The 223-nt window shown below is 40.8% G+C and carries 1 pseudogene; it reads right to left on the reverse strand.

What is annotated here, in order from left to right:
* A pseudogene (locus ACGF49_RS25480) lies at positions 1 to 223 on the reverse strand (type VI secretion system baseplate subunit TssF); the annotation flags it as partial.

Raw genomic sequence — 223 nt, forward strand, 5'->3', positions numbered from 1 at the left:
TCATAAAACGTGAGATTAATTTGATTGCCACCAAATGGCGATTCTTCCCGTATATGGTTAAAAAGTAATATGTTGTCACCGGGTTCGGCAAAATGGCAGGCGGCCAGTTGCTCGCTATTGATAAGAGGAACGCTGTGAGCAGATCCTTCAGATGTTCCATCAGGATCGGATTGGAGTTTAATGTTATCAATACTAAAGATTTCATTCGCTGCTAATACATAAC

It is taken from the genome of Photorhabdus sp. RM96S (assembly GCF_042879335.1).
Lineage (GTDB): Bacteria > Pseudomonadota > Gammaproteobacteria > Enterobacterales > Enterobacteriaceae > Photorhabdus > Photorhabdus kayaii.